The sequence below is a fragment of the Thermalbibacter longus genome (assembly GCF_023806485.1).
GTDB classification, from domain to species: domain Bacteria; phylum Chloroflexota; class Chloroflexia; order Thermomicrobiales; family Thermomicrobiaceae; genus Thermalbibacter; species Thermalbibacter longus.
Genome location: NZ_JAMSLR010000001.1, coordinates 541,946 through 563,814, shown reverse-complemented (window position 1 = coordinate 563,814; position 21,869 = coordinate 541,946). Strand labels below are relative to the sequence as shown.

The following is a 21,869-nucleotide window of genomic DNA, read 5'->3' as shown; positions in this document are numbered from 1 at the left end:
ACAGGCTCCGATGGAAGAAAGGGAGAGCAATGGCATCCTTTGATGTGCTGATCGTCGGGGGAGGGAACCTCGGGCTTTGGACGGCGTACCACCTGGCGAAGCGCGGTACCCGCCGAATCGCCGTGTGCGAGCGGTACTGGGCCGGCTTCGGCGCGACGACGCGCTCCGCTGGGATCGTCCGGCAGCAGGGTGGCTCGGAGACCGCCGTCAAGCTCGGCAAGTGGTCGCGCGAGCTCTACCGCCAGCTCGGTCAAGAGCTCGGGATCGGGAGCGGGTTCACCGAAGTTGGGTACTATGTCGCAGCCTCGAGCGAGGAGGAGCGTGCCGCATTCCACGATCTGGTCGAGCTTCGCCAGCGGTGTGGGATTGCCAACGAGTGGCTGGACCCCCCTGAGCTGAAGCGGCGCGTCCCGTTCGTTGACTGGGATCGCTTCCTCGGCGCGACCTACACGCCGGACGACGGGTTCGTCTACCCGGCGATCGTCGCGCGCAACATCACCCACGCCGTGCTCAAGGCCGGCGTTTCCCTCTTCGAGGAGTGCGAGGTACAGGCGATCGAGCCGCTGAGCAGCGGTTACCGCGTCCAGACGACGCGTGGGACGTTCGAGGCGGAGCGCGTGGTCGATGCCGCTGGGCCGCGGGGCGCCAGGCGGATCGGCGCGATGCTCGGTATCGAGGTTCCGGTCTCGGCAGCCCGGCACCAGATCGTTACGTTCCCCGAGCGCCCGGCCGCCATGCCAGCGAACTTTCCGATGGTCTTCGTGCTCAGCCAGGGCTACTACCTCCGCCCCGACGAGCAGGGGGTGCTGCTCGGCATGAGCAACCCGGAGGAGCAGGCGGATCCGACTGAGCGATTCTTGCTCGAGTTCGACTGGGCCTACTTCGAGCGGCTGAAGCCGGAGTGGGAAGCGACGATCCCGTCGCTCGCCGGGCAACCGATCGGCCGGGCATGGACCGGATCGATCGACTACACGCCCGACCACCTGCCGATCATCGACGAGCCGCGCTTCGGCTTCTACGTCGTCGCTGCCGGGGGTCACGGGATGATGTGGGGGCCAGCACTCGGCATGAAGCTCGCCGAGCTGATCCTCGACGAGCGTGTCACGGAGCTGCCCGATGAGGAGATCCGGCTCAGTCGCTTCAGCGAGCCACGCCGCGTCCGCGACGCGATCGCGCTGCCGTTCCCTACCCGGTGAGCTGCCCGGTCGGGATCAGGGCCAGCATTCGGCGACTGGACCGATACGCGACGTGACTGCACGGTCACTCGACGTTCGGCCGTTCGCCACGTGAGAGGAGGAGCTCGCCATGTCCGATCGTTCTCCACGTCTGCTCGATCTCCTCAGAGCGCAGCGACGCTTCCGCCGGCGCGATTTCCTCCGGGTTGCCGGTTTGGCATCGGCGAGTCTCGCGGCGGGGATCGCCTGTCGTGAGGAAGCGCCAGTCGCCGGCACACCGGCGGCGCCACAAAGCTCGCCCGCGACGTCACCAACCGCAACAGCGACGACCGCACCACAAGCGACGCCGACCGTGGCGCCCGAAGAGCTCGCGATCCCAGGATACGATGATCCCAACCGCTGGAGGGGACGCACCATCGTCGTCACCTCCTGGGGCGGCGCGCTCCAGGACGCCTTGCGTGCCGCGATGTACGAGCCGTTTATACGTCTGACGGGATGCCAGATCGTCGAGGATGCCAGCGATGAAGCCAAGCTCCGCGCCATGGTCGAGGCGGGCAACGTCGAGTGGGACGTCGTCGACGTTGGCACCGAAGCCGTGATCCCGATGGGCCGGCTGAACTTGCTCGAGCCGATCGACTACAGCAAGGTTGACACGAAAGACATTTTCCCTGAGCTGATCCTCGAGCACGGCGTCGGCTATTACTACTACTCAACGTGCCTGGCGTACCGAACGGATAAGTTCGGTGACAACCCTCCGGCCGGTTGGGCGGATTTCTGGGACGTGGAGAGTTTCCCGGGTGCCCGAGCCTTTCAGAAGTACGCGCAGTGGGGGCCGATCGAGGCGGCGCTCCTCGCCGACGGCGTGCCGATGGATCAGCTCTACCCGCTCGACATCGACCGCGCATTCCGCTCGCTGGATCGGATCAAGCCGCATATCACCGTCTGGTGGGAGGCTGGCGCGCAGCCCGCACAGCTCTTGTCCGATGGGGAGGTCGACCTGACCGATGCCTGGATCGCCAGGGTACAGGTCGTGATCGAGCAGGGTGCGCCGCTCGGCTACACCTGGAACGAGGGCCGGCTGTCCAGTGACTCGCTGGTGATCCCGCGTGGCTCGAAGAATGTGGACGTGGCACACGACTTCATCAACTTCGCGCTCCGGCCAGAGATCCAAAGCCGTTTCGCGATGATGTACCCGGACGGCCCGGCGAACAGCCGCGCCTTCGACTCTCTCCCACCGGAGCGGCTGCCACTCCTGCCCAGCTCCCCCCAGAACAAGGAGCTCCAGGTCTATCCTGACTACGAGTGGTGGGCAGACCACCTCGAAGAGGTCGTAGAGCGCTTCAACGCCTGGGTGGTGGGCTAGCGGTCCGGCGAGGATACGCTCGCGCGTGCCGACAGGCGGCAGGTCCTGACTGGACGACCTTGCCGGTACCAGTCTCGGCCCCCGGCAAGGTGCATGCATCCGCTATAGCCGGGATGTCCCGTGAGGCTCGCACTGCCGCACGGATCCAGCTATCCTCTTGGATGGCGAGCCACCAGTCCGGCAAGGACCTCGTGTGGCTGAGCAGGAGGCCGGTGGAAGCGCCGGAGTGCTGGAGCAAGCTTCGGACAGGGGGACGGCTATGGCAACGATTATCACCACCACGAACACGATCGAGGGGAAGCCGGTTAAGGAATATCTGGGCATCGTGACCGGCGAGGCCATCCTCGGAGCCAATCTCTTTCGCGATCTGTTCGCCGGTATCCGCGACATCGTGGGCGGCCGCTCCGGCGCCTACGAGAAGGAGCTACGCCGGGCGCGGGAGATCGCGCTCGACGAGATGCGCCAGGCCGCCGAGCAACTCGGCGCGAATGCGATCATCGGCGTGGACCTGGACTACGAGACGATCGAGATGGGCGGAGGCGGCGGGATGCTGATGGTGACGGCATCAGGCACGGCGGTCCGAATCTAGCGGTCCCCAAGGCCGCGAACGCGCCGCCAGGCTGGCCTGGGCGTCGCCCGTAATCGCGCGCGGGCTCATGTGAGGGCATAGAACTCGGCTTCCTCGCCACCGAGGGCAATCACATCGTAGATGTGCCGGACAGCCCAGCGCTGCCCGGTCCAGGGCAGCCTGGCGACCGTCTCCTCGAGGTCACACCAGGCATAGTCGTTGTACTCGCTCGCGAGCTCGAGCTTCGCTCTCGTCTCCACGAGTGCCGCGAACGATGGCGCGAGCACGATCGAATCGGTCGTGTGATCGTAAAATTGGTTGATGAAATCGGCCGAGTAGAGCTTCTCCGGGACGAGTCCCGTCTGCTCCCGTAGCTCGCGGAGCGCGGCGTCTACCGCTCGCTCGTGCGGCAGGATCTTCCCGTGGACGGCTTGCCAGGTATTGCCGAGCGGCACGTCGGGGCGTCGATGCAGGAGCAAGAACTGGGCCGTCTTGCGGTAGTGGCGAAAGACGTAGACGTCGACGATATCGCTGACTATCTTCGGCATCCCCCAACCCACATCCCTGTACCAGAAGCGGCTCCCCTTCCCTCGGTCGGAAGCATAACCCAGCCGAGAGAAACGCGCCGTCATCGCCGTCACCGGCGCTGGCGCAGTCGCCAGAGCCAGTAGCGGAGCCGCCCAACCAGGCCGATGCGGGGCGGAGGAAGATCGATATCTCGCCCTCGCCAGCGGCGCGAGCCGGACACCTCCACTGGGCCCCGGCGAAAGCGCGCGACGATCGGCGCGAAGAAGACGACGAGGCTAGTGATGGCCACGGCCAGAGCGAGCGTGCGGGACCAGTCCGAGACGAGGATCGCAAGAAGCGCGAGGCCGAACGTCGCGCCGATCCAAACCCAGGTCGGCTCGATCGACCAAGCTCGGCGCCTCGGGCGAGGTGGAAAAGCTTCCAGGTGTGGCCGTGGGCGTCGAAGCCGCCGGAGCCAGCGCCGCCAGGCCGGCTCGCGATCTGCCTGCTCCAGGATTTCTCGGATCTGCTCCTCGAGGCGAGTCGAGCGTCGATTCTCAGGCATGGACACGCCCCTTCAGGCTAAGTGGAGCGGCGTGCGGGCAAGCTCGCGCACGGCGGCAACAGCCTGGTCGATCTCCTGTTCGGTGGTGAAGAACCCCGGCGAAAACCGTACAGTTCCGCGCGGGAAGGCATCCAGCGCCCGGCATGCCTCCGGCGCACCATGTAGACCAGCCCGGCAGGCGATACCGAAGGTCCGGTCCAGCACGTCACCGAAGTCAACCGGATCCCACCCCTCGACAACGAAGGAGACGACCGCAACCCGGCGATTCGGGTCGTCCGGTGAGAGAACTCGCACGCCCGGAATGCCTCCTAATCCCTCGATCAGCCGGTCGGTCAGGACTCGCAGATGCGCCGCAACCCGGTCGATTCCGACCTCGCGGAGGAAGTCCAGCGCCGCCCCCAACGCGGCGATGCCGACGGTATTGAGCATACCGGCCTCGTACCGGTGTGGTAGCTCGGCTGGCTGGATATCCCTCTCCGAGTTTACCCCGGTTTCTCCCTCACGAAGCGGTGAGAGTTCGGAAGGATCGACCCGGGGCCCGATGACCAGCGCTCCTGTGCCCGGCGGACCCAAAAGGGCCCGATAGCCGCCGAACGCGAGTAAGTCAGCGTCGAGGTCCGCGAGTGTAAACGGTAAAGCACCCACCGTCTGCGCGCCATCGACCAGCAGGAGCGCACCGTGCTCATGGACGATCTCCGCCACCTCGCGGACCGGTTGTAGCGCTCCGTTCACGTTCGAGGCATGCGTGACCACGACCAGGCGGGTATTCGGGCGAAGCGCTGCCCGTACGGCGGTCGGATCGACAAACCCCTGCCCGTCTGCTCGCACCTTGGTCATGGCGACACCGATCGCCTCCAGCGCCCGTAGCGGCCGCCGTACCGCGTTGTGCTCCATGACCGTCGTCACGGCATGGTCGTTCGCCGAGAGCACGCCCTTGATCGCGAGATTCAGCGCGTCGGTCGCGTTGGCGGTGAAGACGATCCGCCAGGCGTCCTCGAGACCGAGCAGCCGGGCCAACTTCTGTCGAGTCTCCTCGACGGCGCGAGCAGCCTCGACGCCCATCCGATGGACATGGCGGCCGGGGCTGGCTCCCGTCCCGCGCAGGAAGTCGCCGAGTGTCCGGTAGACGACCTCCGGCTTGGGCCAGCTCGCAGCAGCGTTATCGAGGTAGATCATTTGTTACATCCCGATATAGCGAGCGTAGATTGACCTCGCCTCGGCGGGATCGGTCGTACCCCGTACGATCGCGCGTCCGTCCGGGAAGATCGTCAACTCATAAGCTCCTGCCCGGAACCGCATCAGGTAACGGTTATAGCTTACCTCACCGGATCGACTTAGTCGCTCAGCGAGCGCAGGGAACGAGAGGCTGGCGCGGGGGTGAACCACGACCTGCACCGCATCGCGTCCACAGAGCTGGATCGTCTGGGTCGGCAGCGTTCGATCGAGAAACTCGTACCGGCCGAGGCCACAAGTCGGGCACTCCGGATTGCGCGCCGGGAGATCGATGCGAACGAGCTCGTGCGTCCAGACATCGAAGCTGGTCAACCATCGGCTCCGCGCGTCGCGGTTGCCGGTCAGCAACTTGATCGCCTCAACGGCCTGCAACGCGCCGATGACGGCCACGGCGGGGCCGAGCACCCCCGCCGTGTCGCAGGTTGGCGCGGCGCCCGGTGGAGGCGGCTCCGGGAAGACGCAGCGCAGGCAAGGGGTCTCTCCGGGGATGATCGTCATCGTCGTCCCGTGCGTCGCGATGACACCGCCGTAGATCCACGGCCGGCCCAGCTTGACCGACGCATCGTTCAGCAAATAGCGCAGCTCGAAGTTGTCGCTCCCGTCGATCACGACGTCGACGTCGGAGATCAGCCGCTCGACGTTGTACGGATTGACGTCGTCGACGACCGGCTCCAGCTCGACCTCGTGGTTGATCGCTCCCAAGCGTCTAGCGGCTGCGATCGCCTTGGGGGTTGCAGATTCGACATCCGCCTCGTCGAAGAGCACCTGGCGTTGCAAATTCGTCAGCTCCGGAACATCGCGGTCGACCAGCCGCAGGAAGCCGGCACCCGCTCGGGCGAGTTGGTCGGCCACATGCGTGCCGAGCGCGCCGATGCCGATGATGCAGACGCGAGCCTCCCGGAGACGCCGTTGACCCTCGCGGCCGATCTCGGGGATCAACTCCTGCCGGTGGTACCGCTGAGAGACGACGAGCGAGCTGCTCACGGAGAACTCCTCACCAGTGATCGCTTGACCTCTATGGTACAGTTGCCGGAGGCTCTTCCCAAGGCACTCTCGGCTCCGAACCGAGCCGAGTTCGTTTCGAAGTGCCGAATTCCTTCTGAAGGGTAAAGGTGAGACCGTGACGCTGGTTCGGTTTACCGTGATCGACGCGCAAGGAGCAGCGAGCTTCGTTGGACCTGGTCACGCCATCAAAATGTTCGCAGCCGCCTGTAGCCGCAACCCGCGGTCGCTCGCGGAACTCCTGGAGTTCACGCGGCCTTACGATGCTGACTTCATTACCGAAGTTCGCAACGGCCTGGCGGTGTTCGATGAGCACAACACTCCTGACGATCCATCAGCCTTTCACTCGATAATCGAGCACGCGTCTCCCTCGACCTTGCCCCCCTTCCGCGTCCTAGACGAGGTCACGAGGGACCTCAGCTTGCAACCGGTAGAGTCCGGGCTGATTCTCTACAACCTCGGCGCGCGGCGAATCGTCCAGGTAGTGAATAGCTACGGCGAGCTACAGCGGGAGGACCGAGGGCGAATCCGCCGATCCGGCCAACCGACGCGCATGCTCTACCACTATCGCCTGCCAGATGAGTGGGCAATCGTGCCCTGACGCTGGCTCTCCGGCAGCACGCCCGTGCTCTGCGGCGTCCGTTGTCCGCGTGAGGCAGGCATTGGACGCCACGGGAGCATGGCTCCTGATAGTCGCTCGTATTCCACGCGGACTTGACAGCGGGCGCGGAAATCCGGATACTTGCGCTGCTGAGACTGCCGCATGGCGGCTGGCGGTATCAGGTACTCGCTTTGGGTGATGCGATGGAGATCGACCTGAAGGCTGCATATCCAGTCCTGGCCCGGCCGGTACCGCCGTGCCCGCTGACGATCCTCGTGCTGGCCTACTGGCCGCGAATCTGCAACTGTAACTAGTCCCCTCTTTGCCCGAGCAATCGAGGCGCTCCGACGCCGCTGGGAAGAATCCCCGTGGCGCACGGTCGTGGTGGACGAGCCTCCGCTACGGCCTCGCACGCGGTGATCGGTGATGGCTCGAGAGCGGAAGCAAGCCGGAGTCCCTGTCCCCAAATGGGTTGAGTGCCGGTCCATGGATTTGACAGGCCAACCTTCCGTGGGCTGGATCGAGGAGGGTGTTGTCGGATGAACATCGTGCGCAGTCGCCTGCTTGCCCTGGTTCTGGCAGCCGCGTTCATCCTCGTCGGCTGCGATATCGGCGGGCTCGCCGGAGCCGGTGGAGACCAGATCAAGATCGCGGTCGTCGGGCCGATGTCCGGTGACGCGGCTACCTACGGGCAGGACTTCGTTCGTGGCGCCCAGATGGCGGCTGAGAAGATCAACGCGGCTGGTGGAGTCGACGGTAAGGAGATCGTCATCGAGCAGTTCGACGACCGGAACGATACTACCGAGACCGCAAACATCGCTCAGCGGATCGGCTCCGACTCCAGCATCCTTGCCAGCATGGGCCACTTCACCAGCAGCACGGTCTACGCCGCAATGCCGATCTACAAGGCGAACGGGTTGCCGCTGGTCGTAATCTCCGCCTCCGACCCTAAGATCACGCAGCAAGGGAACGAATGGGTCTTCCGCGTAAGCCCGACCAACGATCTCGGCGCGCAGGCCACGGCTGATTTGCTCGTCCAGCAGCTCGGTCTCACGCGTATTGCCACGTTCTATCTGAACACGGACTTCGGCAAGTCGGAGCACCAGTACTTCGTCGAGCGAGTGCAACAAAACGGCGGCACCATCGTGCTCGACGAGCCTTACCAGCCAGATACCAAGGACTTCACCAGCGGGATCATCAAGCTGAAGAACGCTGGCGCTGAGGCGGTCTACCTGAGCAGCTATTACAACGACGCGGCGCTCCTGATTAAGCAGGCCGTCGCATCAGGGGTGCAGACCCGCTGGTTCGCATCGGCAGCCATCATTTCCAACCAGTTCCCGGAGGTCGGCGGTGAGGCTGTCGAAGGGGTGATCACGGCCCGAGTGGCGCAAGGCGAAAACTGGGAGGCCGTGGCCGCCGAATACCGGCAGAAGTACGGAGCCGAGCCGACCCCGTTCGTCATCTATGCCTATGCCGCCACCCAGGCAATCGCTGAAGCCGCGCGCCAGGGCGGCGCGACGCGCGACGGTATCCGCCAGGGCCTGGAGGCGATCGAGAATCTGGATACCGCCATCGGCCCGCTGAGCTTCGACCAGAATCGCCAGGCAATCTATACCGAGTTCGAGTTCCTGATCGTTCAGGACGGGCAGTTCAAGCCATGGACTCCGTGACGATTCCTGTCCTGGTCGATCAGCTCGTCAGCGGGCTGGCAATCGGAGGCGTCTACGGGCTCGTCGCGCTGGGCTTCGCGCTGATCTTCGGCGTGCTCCGCGTCGCCCAGTTCGCCCACGGCGAGGTCTACATGCTGGTGGCGTTCTTGGTCCTGACGGCGCTCCCGGCGTTACCGCTCGGTGGCTTTAGCCAGTTCGGTCTGGTACTGGTTCTTGCTCTGTTCCTCGGCGCCGCGATCGGGTTGGCGGTCGAGCGCGTGGTGTTCCGGCCCCTGATGGCAGCCCCGCATATCGCGGCGATCATTAGCGCTATCGGACTCTCGATCGCCCTCCAGTACCTCGCAGCTTTCCTATGGGGCGCGGAACTGCACCCCTTCGTGCTCAATTGGGCACCTGGGAACCTGACTCTGGGACCGGCCACGATTCCGGCATTCAAGGTCGTCATCTTCGTCACCGCGCTGGCGTTGCTTGCTGGGCTACAGCTCGTGCTGCGGCGCACCCAGCTTGGGCGAGCTATCCGGGCAACCGCGAGTGACCCCGAGACAGCCCGGCTGATGGGGATCAACACCATACGCATCATCGCTGCTGCGTTCGCGGTCGGCTCGGCGTTCGCCGGCGCGGCTGGCGTGCTCGTAGCTGCCCTCTACGGTGTCGTCTACTCGAGCATGGGGATTGCGGCACTGGTCAAAGGGTATACCGCCACGGTGATCGGTGGCGTGGGCAACCTGGTTGGCGCCGTGATCAGTGGGCTACTGCTCGGCGTCTTCGAAGTCTTGCTGGAGAGCTACGTGTCGCCCAAGTGGTCGGACGCGATCATCTTCGCGCTGCTTATCGGGGTGCTCGTGCTCCGGCCACAGGGGCTCCTGGGCCGAGCCATACCGGAGAGGTTGTAGCATGCGCCGGTGGCGACCCACACGCATCCGACCAGGCTGGCCGTTCCTAGTTCTGGCCATCCTGCTGCCGCTTCTGGTTCAGAACCCGTTCCTACACCGGCTGCTAGCAGTCGCGGCCCTCGAAGCGGTACTGGCGGTCAGCCTGAACCTCGTTCTGGGCTATGGCGGGCTCATCTCGCTCGGCCACGCCGGCTTCTACGGCATCGGCGCGTATGTGACGGCTCTGCTCGCGCTCCATCTCGGCGCGCCCTTCCTTGTCACCCTCCCGGTCGCGGCGCTGGCAGCAGCCATCACCGGCTGGATCTTCGCGCGGCCGATCCTGCACCTTCGCGGGCACTATTTCGCCATGGCCACGCTCGCCCTCGGAGAGATCCTGGTACTCGTCGCCTACAACTGGGACGCGGTCACCCGCGGCCCGAGCGGTCTACCCGGGATACCCCGAGCGGAACTCTTCGGCTGGGTCGCAACGACTCACCGGGACAACTACTATCTGGGGTTGGCCCTCCTGGTTCTCGCCATCGTGGTCATCCGCCGCTTCGTCGACTCCCCCTTCGGCCTGAGCCTGATCGCGACGCGTGGAGACGATCAGGCGGCGGCTAGTATCGGGACGGACGTAGCGGGAGTCCGCACGATGGCGTTCGCCCTGGCCGCTTTCTTTGCGGGAGCAGCCGGGGCACTCTACGCGCACTACATCACGTTCGTGAGTGTGGAACCGTTCCAGCTCACGCACACCATCGCGCTCCTGGCGATGGTGGCAGTCGGTGGCATCGCCACCATTCCGGGGCCCATCGTGGGCGCCGTCTTGTTGACGCTCTTGCCCGAGGTACTGCGCGGGTTGGCTGATCTACGCATGGTCTTGTACGGCGTCCTGCTGATGCTGGTCATCTGGTTACGCCCACAGGGCCTGCTCGGCCAGGGCAGGCTGTTCGCGGGCTGGCGTGGCCGGCCGCCAGCGTCTCTGGTGCCCCAGCGAGTCAGCGCAGAACCGAACGCGGAAGAGCGACGGACTCAGCCGTCGCCTCGAGAGGAGGCAGGAGCCCGATGACCGAGGCGCTGCTCACTGTCCGTGATCTGTGGAAAGAGTTCGACGGCATCCAAGCGGTGCGGGGCTTCGAGCTGGATCTCTATCCCGGCGAGGTCGTCGGCTTGATCGGGCCCAACGGCGCCGGCAAGAGCACGGTCGTTAACCTGTTGTCTGGCTTCCACCGTCCGTCACGCGGCCGCATCACGTTCGCCGGCCACGACATTAGCCAGGCTCGTCCGGACCGGATCGCTCAACTGGGGCTCGTGCGCACCTTCCAGCACATCCGCCTGTTCAGCGAGCTGACGGTTCGGCAGAACGTCGAGGTGGCGGCGGCTCCAAGGCTGCAGATCTCCACGATTGACGTGGCGCTCCGCACGAGACGCTACCGGCGGGAAGTCGAGCGCTGGCGCCAGGAGGTCGACGAGCTGCTGGAGGCTTCCGGGCTCATGGCGATACAGGACCGGCCGGCCGGCGTCCTCCCCTACGGCGACCAGCGGCGGGTCGAGATCATCCGCGCGCTGGCCACACAACCACGAGCGCTGCTGCTCGACGAACCGGCGGCCGGCATGAACGAGAGCGAAGCGGCCGCGTTGAGCGACTTCCTCGAGTGGGCGCAAGGACGGTACGGGCTCTCGCTCGTGCTGATCGAGCATCACCTGGACGTGGTGGAACGGCTCTGCCAGCGGGTCATCGTGATGGACCAGGGGGCGATCATCGTAAGCGGCACTCCCGAGGAAGTGACCCAGCACCCCGAGGTCATTCGTGCCTATCTCGGGGAGGCGGCATGAGGGAACCAGTACTGGCAATTACCGAACTCACTGTGCAGTACGGCGGCATCCGCGCGGTAGACGGCGCCTCGTTCCAGGTAGCTGAGGGCGAGCTGGTCGCGATCATCGGGGCGAACGGCGCGGGGAAGAGCAGCACGCTGCGCGCGATTGCCGGGTTGGCCCCTGTCGCTGGGGGAGATATCCTGCTCGACGGCGTGTCGATCCGGGGAGTGCCGGCCCACGAACTACCGCGACGCGGGCTCGCGCTGATACCGGAGGGCCGGCGGGTGTTCGCCGACCTCTCCGTGCTCGATAACCTCTATCTCGGGGGATACAGCCGTCCGCGCGAGGAGATCGCCGGCGACCTGCGCCAGGTCTATGAGCTCTTCCCGATCCTGCGTGAGCGGTCGCATCAAGCCGCTGGTACGCTGTCCGGCGGCGAACAGCAGATGCTGGCGATTGCCCGAGCGCTGATGTCCAGACCGCGCATCCTGCTGCTCGACGAGCCGAGCCTCGGCCTGGCGCCAGTGATCGTCCAGCAAGTGTTCAGCCTGCTGCGCCACCTGCGCGAGCGGGGCGTCACGATCCTGCTCGTGGAGCAGAACGCGCGGCTGGCGCTCGAGGCAGCCGAGCGTGGATACATCATGCACACGGGCCGCATCGTGCTGAGCGGGCCGGCCCGAGAGCTGGCCAAGAACCCCGAGGTACGCGAGCGCTACTTCGGCACGGCGCGCGGTTCCAAATCCAACCCCGAGAGAGCACCCGAGTTAACTGCGGGAGACTCTGCGTGATACACGAAGGAGGGATTGCCCGATGGCGCGATCGAAGGTGCGCTTCGGCCTGACGCTCTCGAACAGAGGAGTGATCACCGGAGCGGCTACGTTGGAAGACCTGTACAGCCTGGCACGGCTAGCCGACCAGGAGCCGGCCTGGGACTCCGTGTGGGTCGGCGACTCGATCCTCGCCAAGCCGCGGTTGGACGCGCTGGTACTCCTTGGCGCGCTCGCCGCGATCACCGAACGGGTCAAGCTCGGCCCGGCTTGCATGGCGAGCACACCGCTGCGAGACGCGTTGTTGCTCGCGTACCAGTGGGCGAGCCTGGACTTTCTCTCCGGAGGACGAACCATCTTTGTCGCCTGCCAGGGACAGCCGGGACCTGGCGGCGGCCAGTTCGAAGAGGAGTTCGCCGCGTTCCGGATCGATCCCTCGAGCCGCATGCGGCGCATGGAGGAGGCAATCGAGATCCTGCGCCTGACCTCCAGCCAGGAGAACGTCAGCTACCACGGCGAGTACAACTCCTTCGACGGCGTCACGATTCTCCCGCGCCCCGTCCAGCAACCGATCCCGATCTGGGTCACCGCCAACCCGCCGGTCGACAAGCCGAAGATGCGCGAGCGAGCACTCCGGCGCGTGGCCCGTCTCGGTGACGGCTGGATGACGACGATGAACACGCCGGAATCGTTCGCGGCCAACCTTCAGGCGATCGAGCAGTACGCGCGTGAGGAGGGGCGCGAGCTCGGTCCTGACTTCGAGGCCTGCCTCTACTACAACATCAACGTCAATGAGGACCGTGAGGCGGCCTTCCAGGAGGCCAAGCGATACCTGGATGCCTACTATGGTGTCGACTACGACCGGGCCTTAGTCGAACGCTGGGTGGCGCTCGGCACGCCAGAGGAATGCATCGAGCAGATCCGGGCATTTGTCGAGGCCGGCGCGACGACGATCACGCTGCGCCTGGCTAGCTACGACCAGCAGGGGCAGTTCGAGCGGGTCACCCGAGAGGTGCTCCCCGCGTTCGCATAACGAGAGGACGTGACGAATGATCAGCCGGTTCGACCATGCCGTCATCGCGGTGCGCGACCTCGACGCGGCGATTGCTCGTTTCCGCCACCTTGGGTTCGATGTTCACCCCGGCGGTCGCCACACCGGTCTGGGAACCTACAACGCCATCATCCGCTTCGGGCTCGATTACCTGGAACTACTCTCCGTGGCCGACCGGGAAGAAGCCATCGCCGGTGGCACGAGCGGGCAGACGCTGGTCGCGCTGTTCGACCAGCGCGATGGCGGGCTGGTAGGATACGCCTTGGCGACGTCCGACATCGAGGCCGATGCCGAGCGGTTCCGGCAGACCGGCCTCGAGGCGGTCGGCCCCTTCCCGATGGAACGGCTTCGCCCCGACGGCCGGCTCCTCTCGTGGCGCCTGCTGGTCCCGAGTGGTGTGTCCTGGCTACGGCCCTGGCCATTCCTGATCCAGTGGGACATCCCCGACGACGAGCGGCTTACGTGGGAACGGCCGGGCAACCACCCGAACGGCACGACCGGTGTGGTCGGGATATCGATTGCTGTAACTGACCTGGAGCGCGGGCTCCACCTGTACGAGCGACAGCTCGGCCTAGCGGTGCAGGCCCAGGACGAGGTGCCAGAGCTCGCCGCTCGACGCGCGCGGTTCCAGCTCGGCGAATTCGCGATCGATTTGCTGGCTCCGACCGGAGACGGGCCAGTGCAGCAAGCGCTCGAGCAGGACGGCGAGCACCCATTCGAAGTGGTGCTCCAAGTTAGGGATCTGGATGAGACGCGAAGATACCTGGAGCAGTCCGGGGTCGCGCTGGAGCCCGCCCCGGCCTGGTCTGGCCTCCTTATCGCTCCGGATCAGGCCTTCGGCGCGCGCCTGACACTGGTTCCTGCCCGCAGTTAGCCAGTTGAGGGCCGATCCGGTTCGGCAGGAGATCCCGGCCTTGCGAAATCGTTCGCGGTGCCGCATGCAGTAGACAGACCAGCCGGCGCAGCTCCGCATCTGTGGCCTACTTCAGGAACACGTACGCGGCCTGCCCTCGCACGATGTGTGAACGCGGTAGGGTCGGACGTCTATTCGCCCCTGCGGTTCGTTGTACAGAGGCCGAAGCAATCGATGCCTGGAGTAACGACCAGAGCGCGGGTGTCCGGACAACCGGTTCGGGTATACTTCTCTGGCGCTGTCGAGGTCGCTACCGCCCCGCTGAAGGTGTGCCATGCCAGAGTTCCAGCTCGTGACCGACTTCCAGCCCACCGGAGATCAACCGCAAGCGATCGAGAAGCTCGTCGATGGACTGCGTCGCGGCTACCGGCACCAGACCCTGCTAGGAGTGACCGGATCAGGCAAGACCTTCACGATGGCCAATGTCATCGCGCAGGTACAGCGTCCTACGCTGGTGCTCGCGCCGAACAAGACGCTGGCCGCACAGCTCTATAGCGAGTTCCGCGAGTTCTTCCCGCACAACGCGGTGGAGTACTTCGTCAGCTACTACGACTACTACCAGCCAGAGGCCTATGTCCCGCGCACGGACACTTACATCGAGAAAGAGACGGAGATCAACGACGAGATCGACAAGTTACGCCACGCGGCCACCCGTGCCCTCCTCACCCGGCGCGACGTGATCATCGTCGCCAGCGTCTCCTGCATCTACGGGCTGGGCTCGCCGGAGGAGTATGGTAAGACTGTCATCTCGCTCCGGCGCGGCGGCAAAATTCGCCGGGACAAGCTGCTCCGTCATCTGGTCGATATCCAGTACGACCGCAACGACCTAACCCTGGTGCGCGGCACCTTCCGCGCCCGCGGCGATGTCATCGAGATCTTCCCGGCCTACGAGGAGATCGCCGTGCGGGTCGAGCTCTGGGGCGACGAGATCGAGCGGATCGTCGAGATCGATCCCTTGACCGGAGAGATCCTAGCCGAGCGCACCGAGATCGACATCTACCCGGCTAAGCACTGGGTCACTAGCCAGGACAAGCTCCTGCTCGCCATCCAGGATATCGAGGCCGAGCTGGAAGAGCGGGTGCGCGAGCTGGAAGCAGAGGGCAAGGTACTCGAGGCCGCCCGCCTCAAGCAGCGAACGCTCTACGACCTGGAGATGCTGCGCGAGGTCGGCTACTGCTCCGGGATCGAGAACTACTCCCGGCATCTCTCGCGGCGAGCGCCGGGCGAGCCGCCCTGGACTCTGCTCGACTACTTCCCCGAAGACTACCTGATGTTCATTGATGAGTCGCACATGGCCATTCCGCAGGTACGCGGGATGTACCACGGAGATCGCTCCCGCAAGGACGTGCTGGTCGAGTACGGGTTCCGGCTTCCCTCCGCGCGCGACAATCGTCCGCTCACCTTCGAGGAGTTCCTCGACCGCATCAACCAGGTGATCTATGTCTCGGCGACGCCCGGGCCATTCGAGCTGGATGTGAGCCAGCAGGTCGTCGAGCAGGTGATCCGCCCGACCGGCCTCGTCGATCCGGAGATCAGCGTCCGGCCGACCCGAGGCCAGATCGACGATCTGATCCACGAGATCAGGCAGCGGGTGGCGCGTGGCGAGCGGGCGCTGGTGACGACGCTCACCAAGAAGATGGCGGAAGACCTGGCCGACTATCTCAAAGAGGTCGGCGTCCGCACGCACTACCTGCACAGCGAGATCGACACGCTTGAGCGCGTCGAGATCCTGCGCGACCTGCGGCTCGGCGTCTACGACGTAGTGGTCGGGATCAACCTGCTCCGAGAAGGACTGGATCTCCCCGAGGTCTCGCTGGTCGCGATCCTCGACGCCGACAAGGAAGGCTACCTGCGCTCCGAGACGTCGCTGATCCAGACGATCGGCCGGGCAGCGCGCCATGTCAACGGCCTGGTGATCATGTATGCCGACACGGTGACCGACTCGATGCGACGCGCGATCGACGAGACCTACCGCCGCCGCGCGATCCAGCTCGCGTACAACGAAGCGCACGGTATCGTCCCACGCGGCATCGTCAAGCAGGTGCGAGATCTAACCGACCGGGTCAAAGCCGTCGCCGAAGAGCGGGCCGGCTACCGTGCAGAAGCCGATGGCAAGCCGGGCATCATTACCGAGCTACCGCCGGACGAGCTGGCTCGCATGATCCGCGACCTGGAGAAGCAAATGAAGGAAGCTGCCAAGCAGCTCGAGTTCGAAAAGGCAGCCCTCATCCGCGACCAGATCATCGAGCTTCGCCGTATCCAGGAGGTCCTGACCTGATAGGCTTGCTGCGGACGACCGGCGCGAGAGCGCGCTGGGCCGGTTCAGCTCGAGCCGGGTAAGGTCAGGAGGCCGCGCAGGCGGCCTTCGCGGCGCAAGGCGGCCGCTGCGCTAGACTGGGAGGGAATGCCGAATACGATGGCGAAACGGCGCTCGAGAGGACGACAGGCGAGCCACCCACAGCGGTGGGTGTTGCCAGCCGCACTCGCCCTGATCGCGATGGTGGTTCTCGCCGTCTGGCTCGCGCTCGGCCTGGGTGATGAGACGGGGGGACTGCTGGCCGGCACGGAGCTAGCAACGCCCACACCCGCAGCCCCGCTCGCAGTCGAGACGGCAACGCCGGTCCCCGCCGAGCAAACGCCGTCGCCTGAGGACACGGCGACTCCCACGCTGGAGAGCACACCGACCGTTGCACCGCCTCCCACACCAGTTCCGACCGTGATCATCGGCGAGTTCGGTGAACTGCCTCGCCCCAACATGCCGCAAGCACGGCCGGATCTCGCTCGCCTGCAGCCACAGTACACCCTCGGGATCAGCCTGGAGCAAGTGCCGACCGAGGCACCGGTCTATCGAATGCTTCCGAGAGCCTGGGATCGGGAACGCGTAGTGGCGATCGCCGAATCGCTCGGGATCGAGGGCGAGGTCACGGAGTCGACGGGCGGTTTCCATATCGCTGACGGTGCCCAGGAACTCTACATCTCCGGCAATCAGGTCCAGTACCAGCGACTGGCGGCAAGCCAGCAAGCTGCCACGTTGCCGGACGACACCACCTTGATTGCGGCAGCGCGTGACTGGCTGATGACGCATGACCTGGTCGGCGAGGGGTTGGGGGCTGGCACAGTGAGCGATCGCCTCGAGGATACCGGCCTAGCGATCGTCGTCTTCCAGCCAGCAGAACCGTCACCTGTTCTGTCAGCCGTACCACGAGCGACGGTAACCGTCTCAGCGGACGGTGAGATCCGCCAGGCGTTCATCAATTGGCCTGCTGGCTTCGAGTCGTCGATCTATGGCCTGCGCGACGCTGAATCGCTCTGGCAGGACGTGCTCGAGGGCAGAGGCTACCTGGAAGTCGATGTGGAGAGTCTCCCCCCAGGGAACGACCCGCTGCCCGCCGACGTGACGATCACCGGCGTTGAGATCGCTTACACTGATGCGGGAGGGGAAAGCGACCGCTACCTGACACCGCTGGTGCGCTTCACCGGAGAAGCGACGATTGCAGGTGTCGACGGTCCAGTGCCGATTCGCGTCTCGGTGCCCGCTGTCGGCGCACAGGCGGCGCCGCGGGGCTAGAGCGCCGGACACACTGCGCGACTTCCGCCATTCTTCCAGGGGCTTCAACCGCGCCGCGGTAGCGCGCTGGCCCCACCAGTAGGTGGGGGAACGAGGGAAGAGAAGGGAGAGATCGATGCCGCGGGGAGCAGCCTGGCGCTCACTCATCGGCAGCGCCGAGGGACGCCACAGGACTCGCAACACGCCGCCGGAGCGTAGTCGCAGCCGCCTCGCGAGCTGGATGTGGGCCGCGTGGCTGCTGACTGTGGTGGCGCCGCTGACCTGGACGACTCCTGCCCATGCCGCACAGCCGGTAGTGATACGGTGGGGGTACTACATCACCAACGATGAGACGTCATGGCACTCGCTGCGGGCGCACATCGGCCAGCTCGATATCGTCTCGCCGTACTTCTACCACCTCAACGCCGACGGCACGATCACGGATTTCAGCGATTCCCGGGCGCTCGATCTGATGCGGCGATCGGGGGTTCGGATCGTGCCGATGATCAAGAATGTGCCGCGCTGGGACGAGTTTCATGCGACGATCGACACCCAGGAGAAGCGTGCACGGATCATCGAGCGGCTGGTACGGCTCGTCGAAGATGGACGATACGACGGCATTCACATCGACTTCGAGGCGATCAACGCCGCTGACGCACCGCTGCTGACCGCCTTCATGCGGGAGCTCGCCGACGCGCTCCGACCTCGCGGGAAGCTGGTAACGCAGGCCATCGCTGCCCGCACCTCGGACACCCCAACGGCTTGGGGGGGTGCCTACGACTATGCCGCGCTGGGGCAGATCAACGACTTCGTCGTGATTATGGCTTACGATTTCCATTACAGCGGCGGTAGCCCCGGGCCGGTCGCTCCGGTCACCTGGGTCGAGCGTGTGGTGGCGTATGCGCAGAGCAGGATGCCCGCCTCGACGATCCTGCTCGGTATCCCCCTCTACGGCTATGACTGGGACACCGTCGAGGGGCCACCGGCCAGCTCGGTTCGGTACGATCAGGCCATGCAGCTCGCTTCCCGGCCCGGCGCGACCAGCGGCTACGACTCATTCGAGCAGGAGGCCTGGGTGCGCTACACCGACGACGAGGGGCACACTCACGAGGTCTGGCACGCCAACGCGGCCAGCGTCGCTGCCCGTCTCCGTCTGGTGCTGGACGACGGGCTGGGCGGCTTCGCAGTCTGGCGGCTCGGGCATGAAGACCCAGCCGTCTGGGACGAGATTGCCCGTCTCAATACGCCAGCCACCCGCATCCCTGCGTTTACGTCGACCCGCGATCGGCTCTATTTCCCGGAAACCGGACACTCGCTAGCTTTTGGCTTCAAGCAGTTCTGGGAACGCAGCGGTGGCCTGATGGTCTTCGGCTATCCCCTCACGGAGGAGTTCGATGAGCTGAACCCTGATCTGGGAAAGAACCGGACGGTGCAGTACTTCGAGCGCCAGCGGTTCGAGTACCACCCAGAGCTCGCTGGGACGCCGTACGAGGTGCAACTCGGGCGTTTGGGGGTGCAGGACGCCGAGCGGCGAGACCTCCTCGCCACTGCCCCCTTCCGGCGCGTGGATGCTGTCAGCGATGCCAGTTGCGACTATTTCCCGGAGACCGGCCACCGGCTCTGTAACGGCTTCCGCACATACTGGCAATCTCACGGGCTGGAGTTCGGCGACCCGGGTGTCTCGTTCCGGGAGTCGCTGGCACTCTTCGGCTATCCCATCAGCGAGGAATTCACCGATCCCGCCACCGGATCGACCGTGCAGTACTTCGAGCGCGCCCGCTTCGAATACCATCCGGAGAACCCGGAGCCATACCGGGTGCTGCTGGGCCTCCTGGGAGCCGAGGAGGTACGTGCAAAAGGATGGATCCGATGAGTGAGCGATCACCGGTCGTCCAGCGCTTGATCCTGGTGCTCCACGGCCCCAACCTGAACCTGCTGGGGCAGCGCGAGCCACACATCTACGGGGCTACCACGCTGGACGAGATCAACGAGCGGCTGCGTCGCCTTGCCGAAGCCCGCGGATTCGAACTGGTGATCGTGCAGTCCAACTACGAGGGCGCGCTCATCGACCAGATCCAGCGCTACGGCCCGATTGCCTGCGGCATCGTGATCAACCCAGGGGCGCTGACGCACTACAGCATCGCCCTGCGTGACGCAATCGCTGCCGTATCCACCCCCACGGTCGAGGTGCACCTCTCGAACGTGCACGCCCGTGAGCCGTTCCGGCACCGTTCGGTGATCGCGCCGGTGACCGTTGGCCAGATCGCCGGTCTCGGGCCGGCTAGCTACGAGCTGGCTCTGCAGTATTTGATGGATCGCGCGGAGGAGGAGCTACCGTGAGCACGACTGAACGGATCGCGGCGCTGCGCGAGCGACTGCGCGAGCGAGCGCTGGACGCCGCCGTCATCACCCATCCTTCGAACCGGTTCTGGCTGAGTGGCTACACCGGAGAGGATATCCCACCCAACGAGTCCGGCGGCCACCTCGTGATCGGGCTCGACGCCGCCTACCTCGTGACCAGCCGTCTCAATGCCGAGCAGGCCCGGCAAGAGGCGGCCGGGTTCACGATCTACGACAAGGAGCGCGACTTCGCCAAGGCGGATGCCGCCGTAATCCGCGAGCTGGGCGCTCAGCGCGTCGGTTTCGAAGACCAGGCGACGCTATACCGTGACTACCGGACGCTCCGCGATGAGCTGGGCGAAGACGTCGAGCTGGTGCCACTGGATACACTGGTCGACGACCTCCGGGCCGTCAAGACCCCCGAAGAGATCGAGCTGATCGCCCGCGCGCAGGCCCTGACCGACCAGGCATTCATGCAGGTTGTGGCCACCATGCGTCCCGGCCAGTCCGAGCGCGAGATCGCCTGGCGGCTCGAACAGGCCATGCGCGAGCTCGGCGCCGATGGGCCGGCATTCCCCATCGCCGTCGCCTCCGGCCCGAACGGTGCCCTGCCCCACTACCGGCCTACTGACCGGCGCGTACAGGCCGGAGAGCCGGTCGTGATCGATATGGGCGCGATGCTTGATGGCTATTGCGCGGATCTGACCCGCACGGTCTGGATCGGCCAGGCCGGCGAGCAGCTCGAGCACGTGTTCAGCGTCGTGCTAGCGGCACTGGACGCCGCCGAGGCCGGGATGCGTGCCGGCATGACCGGCAAGGAGGTCGACGCGCTCGCCCGCGACGTCATCGCAGCGGCAGGCTACGGCGAGGCGTTTACCCACTCGCTGGGCCACGGTGTCGGCGTGCGGGTACACGAGGCGCCCTACCTGTCTCCTCGCGGGGATAGGCCGCTCGAGGCCGGCCACGTGGTCACGATCGAGCCGGGCATCTATATCTCGGGCTGGGGCGGCGTGCGGATCGAAGATCTGGCCGTGGTTGAGCCCGATGGCATCCGAATCCTGACCACGGTCCCGAAGCGGATTGTGGTCACGCCCTGACCATTCCCTTCCTCCGCCGCGTCGCCCGCGTCCCCGGGGGCAGGTTGGCTGGCAACGTACGGGCAAGCGGGCGCGAGGTGAGTGGGCTGTGCGCAGGGGGATAGGGAAGCGTGAATCGACCGGCTCGGGCTGTACGGCCGGAGCGGGTCAGCGCGTATACTGAACTGCTGGCCGTATTCGTCTTCGTCGAGGTCGTGACGTTCAGGAGAGGACAGGATGATCGAGACTGGAGACCTCCGCAAGGGGCTTACGTTACAGATCGACGGCGACCTCGTCCGGGTGCTCGATTTCCAGCACGTCAAGCAGGGCCGGGGTAGCGCCTTCGTCCGGCTGACGCTGCGTAACCTGCGAACCGGAGCCACCACGACGACGACCGTTCAGGCGGGCTCTCGCTTCCAGGTTGCGCCGCTGGAGCGCCACCGCGTGCAGTTCCTGTACGAGGAGGAGGGGCAGTATCACTTCATGGACCTCGAGAGCTTCGAGCAGTTCGCGCTCGATCGTGAGGCCCTGGGTGACGCCGTCAACTACCTCAAGGAGAACATGACGCTGGATCTCCTCACCTACGAGGGGCAGGCAGTCGAAGTCGAGCTGCCCGTCACGGTCGACCTCCGCGTCGTCGAGACCGACCCAGGCGTGCGCGGCGATACCGCCACTGGCGGCACCAAGCCAGCGCGGCTCGAGACCGGCTTGGTGGTCAACGTGCCGCTCTTCGTGAGCATTGACGACGTCGTGAAGGTAGACACTCGCACCGGCGAGTACATCGAGCGAGTGAGCTAGTTGCCG

21 protein-coding genes are annotated in these 21,869 nt (G+C 65.5%); 17 read left to right on the top strand and 4 right to left on the bottom strand.

Features of this window, described 5'->3' with window-relative positions:
* Nucleotides 1-29 precede the first annotated feature (29 nt).
* The 3 genes from NET02_RS02475 (at nt 30) to NET02_RS02465 (ending at nt 3,127) form a co-directional block, all read left to right on the top strand.
* Nucleotides 30-1,196: an NAD(P)/FAD-dependent oxidoreductase gene (locus NET02_RS02475; protein WP_284055787.1), complete on the top strand. Its 1,167-nt coding sequence runs from the start codon at nt 30-32 to the stop codon at nt 1,194-1,196.
* A 109-nt stretch (nt 1,197-1,305) separates the two neighbouring features.
* Nucleotides 1,306-2,538 carry an ABC transporter substrate-binding protein gene (locus NET02_RS02470; RefSeq protein WP_284055786.1) on the top strand — a complete coding sequence of 411 codons (1,233 nt, stop codon included), beginning with the start codon at nt 1,306-1,308 and terminating at the stop codon, nt 2,536-2,538.
* A gap of 259 nt (nt 2,539-2,797) precedes the next feature.
* A complete protein-coding gene (locus NET02_RS02465) occupies nt 2,798-3,127 on the top strand; it encodes a heavy metal-binding domain-containing protein (RefSeq protein ID WP_284055785.1) in 330 nt (109 codons plus the stop codon).
* Between the two features lie 65 nt (nt 3,128-3,192).
* Here the strand turns inward: NET02_RS02465 and NET02_RS02460 are convergent, their stop codons facing one another.
* From NET02_RS02460 to NET02_RS02445, 4 genes are all read right to left on the bottom strand, one after another.
* Nucleotides 3,193-3,654: an NUDIX domain-containing protein gene (locus NET02_RS02460; protein ID WP_284055784.1), complete on the bottom strand. Its 462-nt coding sequence runs from the start codon at nt 3,652-3,654 to the stop codon at nt 3,193-3,195.
* An 89-nt stretch (nt 3,655-3,743) separates the two neighbouring features.
* Nucleotides 3,744-4,178, bottom strand: coding sequence for a hypothetical protein (locus NET02_RS02455; RefSeq protein WP_284055783.1), 435 nt, complete (start codon nt 4,176-4,178; stop codon nt 3,744-3,746).
* A gap of 12 nt (nt 4,179-4,190) precedes the next feature.
* The gene (locus NET02_RS02450) at nt 4,191-5,354 is read right to left on the bottom strand and encodes an aminotransferase class V-fold PLP-dependent enzyme (RefSeq protein ID WP_284055782.1); all 1,164 of its coding nucleotides are present in this window, start codon (nt 5,352-5,354) and stop codon (nt 4,191-4,193) included.
* Nucleotides 5,355-5,357: 3 nt separating this feature from the next.
* On the bottom strand, nt 5,358-6,395 hold the full coding sequence (locus NET02_RS02445; protein WP_284055781.1) for a ThiF family adenylyltransferase: 1,038 nt from the start codon (nt 6,393-6,395) through the stop codon (nt 5,358-5,360).
* Nucleotides 6,396-6,531: 136 nt separating this feature from the next.
* Here NET02_RS02445 and NET02_RS02440 point away from each other — a divergent pair, with 136 nt between their 5' ends.
* The 14 genes from NET02_RS02440 to efp all read left to right on the top strand — a co-directional run bounded on the left by NET02_RS02440 (nt 6,532) and on the right by efp (nt 21,863).
* Entirely contained in the window at nt 6,532-7,014 is a 483-nt protein-coding gene (locus tag NET02_RS02440; RefSeq protein ID WP_284055780.1) for a hypothetical protein, read from the top strand.
* Between the two features lie 539 nt (nt 7,015-7,553).
* The gene (locus tag NET02_RS02435; protein WP_284055779.1) at nt 7,554-8,684 is read left to right on the top strand and encodes an ABC transporter substrate-binding protein; all 1,131 of its coding nucleotides are present in this window, start codon (nt 7,554-7,556) and stop codon (nt 8,682-8,684) included.
* Nucleotides 8,672-9,577 (top strand): branched-chain amino acid ABC transporter permease, encoded by a 906-nt coding sequence (locus NET02_RS02430; protein WP_284055778.1) that lies wholly within the window; start codon nt 8,672-8,674, stop codon nt 9,575-9,577. Before NET02_RS02435 ends, NET02_RS02430 begins: the two co-directional genes overlap by 13 nt.
* 1 nt (nt 9,578) lies before the next feature.
* Entirely contained in the window at nt 9,579-10,622 is a 1,044-nt protein-coding gene (locus NET02_RS02425) for a branched-chain amino acid ABC transporter permease (protein ID WP_284055777.1), read from the top strand.
* Nucleotides 10,619-11,389, top strand: coding sequence for an ABC transporter ATP-binding protein (locus NET02_RS02420; protein WP_284055776.1), 771 nt, complete (start codon nt 10,619-10,621; stop codon nt 11,387-11,389). Before NET02_RS02425 ends, NET02_RS02420 begins: the two co-directional genes overlap by 4 nt.
* Complete coding sequence (locus tag NET02_RS02415) at nt 11,386-12,159, top strand: ABC transporter ATP-binding protein (protein ID WP_284055775.1); 774 nt, start codon at nt 11,386-11,388, stop codon at nt 12,157-12,159. The genes NET02_RS02420 and NET02_RS02415 overlap by 4 nt, the downstream gene beginning before the upstream one ends.
* Nucleotides 12,160-12,181: 22 nt before the next feature.
* A complete protein-coding gene (locus NET02_RS02410; RefSeq protein ID WP_284055774.1) occupies nt 12,182-13,171 on the top strand; it encodes an LLM class flavin-dependent oxidoreductase in 990 nt (329 codons plus the stop codon).
* Between the two features lie 16 nt (nt 13,172-13,187).
* Nucleotides 13,188-14,063, top strand: coding sequence for a VOC family protein (locus NET02_RS02405; RefSeq protein WP_284055773.1), 876 nt, complete (start codon nt 13,188-13,190; stop codon nt 14,061-14,063).
* 313 nt (nt 14,064-14,376) lie between these two features.
* Nucleotides 14,377-16,380 (top strand): excinuclease ABC subunit UvrB, encoded by a 2,004-nt coding sequence (gene uvrB / locus NET02_RS02400; RefSeq protein WP_284055772.1) that lies wholly within the window; start codon nt 14,377-14,379, stop codon nt 16,378-16,380.
* 138 nt (nt 16,381-16,518) lie between these two features.
* On the top strand, nt 16,519-17,670 hold the full coding sequence (locus NET02_RS02395; RefSeq protein ID WP_284055771.1) for a hypothetical protein: 1,152 nt from the start codon (nt 16,519-16,521) through the stop codon (nt 17,668-17,670).
* A gap of 115 nt (nt 17,671-17,785) precedes the next feature.
* A complete protein-coding gene (locus tag NET02_RS02390; RefSeq protein WP_284055770.1) occupies nt 17,786-19,522 on the top strand; it encodes a glycosyl hydrolase family 18 protein in 1,737 nt (578 codons plus the stop codon).
* Nucleotides 19,510-19,989: a type II 3-dehydroquinate dehydratase gene (gene aroQ, locus NET02_RS02385; protein ID WP_430981064.1), complete on the top strand. Its 480-nt coding sequence runs from the start codon at nt 19,510-19,512 to the stop codon at nt 19,987-19,989. Before NET02_RS02390 ends, aroQ begins: the two co-directional genes overlap by 13 nt.
* Entirely contained in the window at nt 19,986-21,086 is a 1,101-nt protein-coding gene (locus NET02_RS02380; RefSeq protein WP_284055768.1) for a M24 family metallopeptidase, read from the top strand. Before aroQ ends, NET02_RS02380 begins: the two co-directional genes overlap by 4 nt.
* A gap of 216 nt (nt 21,087-21,302) precedes the next feature.
* A complete protein-coding gene (gene efp, locus NET02_RS02375; RefSeq protein WP_284055767.1) occupies nt 21,303-21,863 on the top strand; it encodes an elongation factor P in 561 nt (186 codons plus the stop codon).
* The last annotated feature ends 6 nt before the right edge of the window (nt 21,864-21,869 follow it).